We start from the raw sequence: 3673 nt of genomic DNA on the forward strand, positions 1-3673 counted from the left end.
AGCTTAGTCTCGGGCTTTTTAATGTCTAGAATAAAGTGTCATATGAAGGTGGCGCTCTTACTTTAGGCGTAGGTGCTTTGTAGTAACGTTCAAAGCGTAATTATTAGCCTAGCTAATTGTTACCAAAAAGCCCGAGCTTAGTCTCGGGCTTTTTAATGTCTATAATAAAGTGTCATATGAAGGTGGCGCTCTTACTTTAGGCGTAGGTGCGTTGTAGTAACGTCCAAAGCGTAATTATTAGCCTAGCTAATTGTTATCAAAAAGCCCGAGCTTAGTCTCGGGCTTTTTAATGTCTAGAATAAAGTGTCATATGAAGGTGGCGCTCTTACTTTAGGCGTAGGTGTGTTGTAGTAACGTTCAAAGCGTAATTATTAGCCTAGCTAATTGTTACCAAAAAGCCCGAGCTTAGTCGGGCTTTTTAATGACTAAAATAAAGAGTGATTTGGAGGTGAGAATCTCACATTAGACGAAGATGCTTGGTAACAACATTCAAAATATTATTGGTATTAATAAAAAACCCGAGCCTAGCCCGGGTTTTGATAAGTTATGAATATGCCATAATTGGCTGAAAACTATTCAATATTTTGAATCTGTTCTCTCATTTGTTCAATCAATACTTTTAACTCTACAGCGGCAGTAGTGATGTCACTATTGATAGACTTAGATGCTAGCGTGTTAGCTTCACGATTAAATTCTTGCATCATAAAATCTAGGCGGCGGCCGCATGCGCCACCTTTTTTAAGGATTTTTTTAGTTTCTTTAACGTGAGACTTTAAACGATCTAATTCTTCAGCTACATCTTGTTTTTGAGCAAGATAAATAAGTTCTTGTTCAAGGCGCGACTCGTCAATGTTTGCTGTTAAGTCTTCTAGCTTTTGAGCCAGTTTTTCACGTTGCCACTTAGCAATCTCAGGCATGTGCGTTTCTACAATTTCTACTTGCTCTAAAATCGCATCAAGGCGGATTGCTATCATTTCTTCAAGGTTTGCACCTTCATCGCCACGAGCTGATTTAAAATCTTCGATTACTTGATCAAGACCAGCAATTAGTGCTGTATTAACGCTATCCATATCAAGTTCTTCAGCTTCCATAACACCAGGCCAACGTAATATATCAACAGGATTAATGTCGCCATTACTTTGCTGTTGAACCCATTTCGCGCTATTTATAAGTTGCTCAGCAAGGGCTTGGTTAATTGATAGCTCACCAACATGGGCAGGATTTGCTACAAACTTTAAAAAAACCTCAACTTTACCGCGTTGTAAGTGTTTGCGTAAACGCTCACGAATAACTGGCTCCATGCCACGAAATTGCTCTGGTGCGCGAATAAATGTTTCAAGGTAACGCTGGTTCACTGAACGAACTTCCCAAGTGCCAGTTCCCCAATCGCCTTTTATTTCGCGACGCGCATAAGCTGTCATACTGTGGATCATGGATATTTTCCTAAATTTATAAATACAATATTACGATGATTATACCGTAACACCGCTTAAGCTCTAGGGAAAATTTAATACACTGAATATTTTGCATACAGCTATTTATTTAAATCAGCATGGTATCTATACCCACATACACTTATAATGTCGCAAATTCTGAATTAAGGGGATCGTCAATGCGTCCAAGCGAAAGAACACCTAACCAAATTAGACCTGTTACATTTACACGTAATTATACTTTGCATGCTGAAGGCTCAGTACTTGTTGAGTTTGGTAACACCAAAGTACTTTGTACAGCTACTGTCGAATCGGGCGTTCCTCGTTTCATGAAAGGTCAGGGTAAAGGTTGGATCAATGCTGAATACGGTATGTTACCGCGAGCAACGCATACGCGTAATGCTCGAGAAGCTGCACGTGGTAAGCAGGGCGGTCGTACTATGGAAATTCAACGTTTAATTGCACGTGCACTTCGTGCTGCTGTTGATTTAAAAGCACTTGGCGAAAACACAATCACTATCGACTGTGATGTAATTCAAGCAGATGGCGGTACACGTACTGCTTCTATAAGTGGTGCATGTGTTGCACTTGTTGATGCGCTAACGCATATGCGTGCCAAGGGTATGATTAATTCAAACCCACTTAAACATATGATTGCGGCTATTTCAGTAGGTATATACAAAGGCCAAGCAATTAGCGATTTAGAATATATTGAAGATTCAGCAGCAGAAACTGATATGAATGTAATTTTAACCGAAACAGGTAAAATTATAGAAATTCAAGGTACAGCCGAAGGCGAACCTTTCTCGTTTGATGAGCTAGATGAGTTACTTACTTTAGCTAAACATTCTATTCGTGAAATCATTGACGTACAAAAGCAAGCATTAGCATAAATAGGTAGGCCACTAGATATGAAAGATTATCAAAAAGAGTTTATAGAATTTGCTCTAGAGAAGCAGGTATTAAAATTTGGTGAGTTTACTTTAAAGTCTGGGCGCATAAGTCCTTACTTTTTTAATGCCGGTTTGTTTAATACAGGTCGTGACCTAGCACGTTTAGGTCGTTTTTATGCATCAGCACTAGAAGATTCAGCGATAGAGTACGATGTACTATTTGGCCCCGCGTATAAGGGTATCCCAATCGCGACAACGACGGCAGTTGCATTAGCAGATCACCATGATAAAGATGTACCGTACTGTTTTAACCGTAAAGAGAAAAAAGCACACGGTGAAGGTGGTACATTAGTAGGCTCAGAACTCAATGGCAAAATAATGCTAGTTGATGATGTAATTACCGCAGGTACCGCTATTCGTGAGTCCATGGAAATTATTGCACAAAATGGTGCAGACCTTAGTGGTGTTTTAATTGCATTAGATCGCCAAGAAAAAGGTAAAGCCGAGTTATCAGCTATTCAAGAAGTTGAACGCGACTTTAATACCAAAGTAATCTCTATTGTAAAATTAGCAGACCTTATTAGTTACCTTGAAAACCAAGGGACGATGGGCGAGCATTTAGCCTCAGTTAAAGCTTACCGTGATCAATACGGCGTAGCATAAATAAAAAGCCTCGCAGTGCGGGGCTTTATTTTGACCTTCATTCATAGAGTTTATTAATGAAAGATGTATTAAAACCAAATGGCTTAGGCCTCAAACGCGTTTTCAAAGCAACCTATTGCTCCTATCTTGGCTTTAAAGCAGCATTTAAAGAAGAAGCTGCATTTAGACAAGAGCTATTACTAAGCCTTATATTATTCCCCACTTCATTTTGGCTTGCTTCATCATTATTACACTGGGCAATACTAATTAGCTCACTGCTTATTATTCTAATAGTTGAATTGCTAAACTCTGCCATTGAAGCATTAACAGATCGAGTAAGTACAGAATTGCATGTATTGTCAGGTAGAGCCAAAGATATGGGATCTGCAGCCGTAACACTTTCATTAACGATCGTATTGATCATATGGGGTGTAAGTCTTTATATGAAGATCGTTTAAGCTCACTTTTAATATTTGTGAAGTTTAAACACCTTTAGTTGTTAATAATTTGCTAGTTTAGTTGTGTTTTTGAGCGTTTAGCTCAAATACTCAGCGAACAGCACTTTATTTCAAGTTTTCTTCAAAAAATGGTTGATCTGTTTTCGGATCTCCCTATAATGCGACCCCACTGAGACGGGAAACGCCAACGCATAGCGAGGCACGAACAACTCAGAGAGTTAAATAAAACTTCGGTTTTAAATCTTCT

Annotated in this window: 4 protein-coding genes; 3 read left to right on the forward strand and 1 reads right to left on the reverse strand. The window is 39.0% G+C overall.

The window, feature by feature from the left end:
• Positions 1 to 572: 572 nt before the first annotated feature.
• The gene (locus CXF64_RS09205) at positions 573 to 1433 is read right to left on the reverse strand and encodes a YicC/YloC family endoribonuclease (RefSeq protein WP_002958889.1); all 861 of its coding nucleotides are present in this window, start codon (positions 1431 to 1433) and stop codon (positions 573 to 575) included.
• A 179-nt stretch (positions 1434 to 1612) separates the two neighbouring features.
• On the opposite strand from CXF64_RS09205, the gene rph reads away from it, so the two are divergent.
• The 3 genes from rph to CXF64_RS09220 are packed head-to-tail and all read left to right on the forward strand — an operon-like array spanning position 1613 to position 3426.
• The gene (rph, locus tag CXF64_RS09210; protein ID WP_002958890.1) at positions 1613 to 2326 is read left to right on the forward strand and encodes a ribonuclease PH; all 714 of its coding nucleotides are present in this window, start codon (positions 1613 to 1615) and stop codon (positions 2324 to 2326) included.
• Between the two features lie 18 nt (positions 2327 to 2344).
• Positions 2345 to 2989, forward strand: a complete 645-nt coding sequence (gene pyrE / locus CXF64_RS09215) for an orotate phosphoribosyltransferase (RefSeq protein WP_007583381.1) — start codon at positions 2345 to 2347, stop codon at positions 2987 to 2989.
• Between the two features lie 56 nt (positions 2990 to 3045).
• The gene (locus tag CXF64_RS09220) at positions 3046 to 3426 is read left to right on the forward strand and encodes a diacylglycerol kinase (RefSeq protein WP_007583384.1); all 381 of its coding nucleotides are present in this window, start codon (positions 3046 to 3048) and stop codon (positions 3424 to 3426) included.
• Positions 3427 to 3673 lie beyond the last annotated feature (247 nt).

Origin of the sequence: Pseudoalteromonas sp. GutCa3 (assembly GCF_002836155.1) — a bacterium.
In the GTDB taxonomy this organism is placed as follows: domain Bacteria; phylum Pseudomonadota; class Gammaproteobacteria; order Enterobacterales; family Alteromonadaceae; genus Pseudoalteromonas; species Pseudoalteromonas arctica.

Excerpts from the sequence above, each read along its gene's own strand:
- pyrE (WP_007583381.1), top strand. The coding sequence starts at position 2,345 with ATGAAAGATTATCAAAAAGAGTTTATAGAATTTGCTCTAGAGAAGCAG.
- CXF64_RS09220 (WP_007583384.1), top strand. The coding sequence starts at position 3,046 with ATGAAAGATGTATTAAAACCAAATGGCTTAGGCCTCAAACGCGTTTTC.
- rph (WP_002958890.1), top strand. The coding sequence starts at position 1,613 with ATGCGTCCAAGCGAAAGAACACCTAACCAAATTAGACCTGTTACATTT.
- CXF64_RS09205 (WP_002958889.1), bottom strand. The coding sequence starts at position 1,433 with ATGATCCACAGTATGACAGCTTATGCGCGTCGCGAAATAAAAGGCGAT.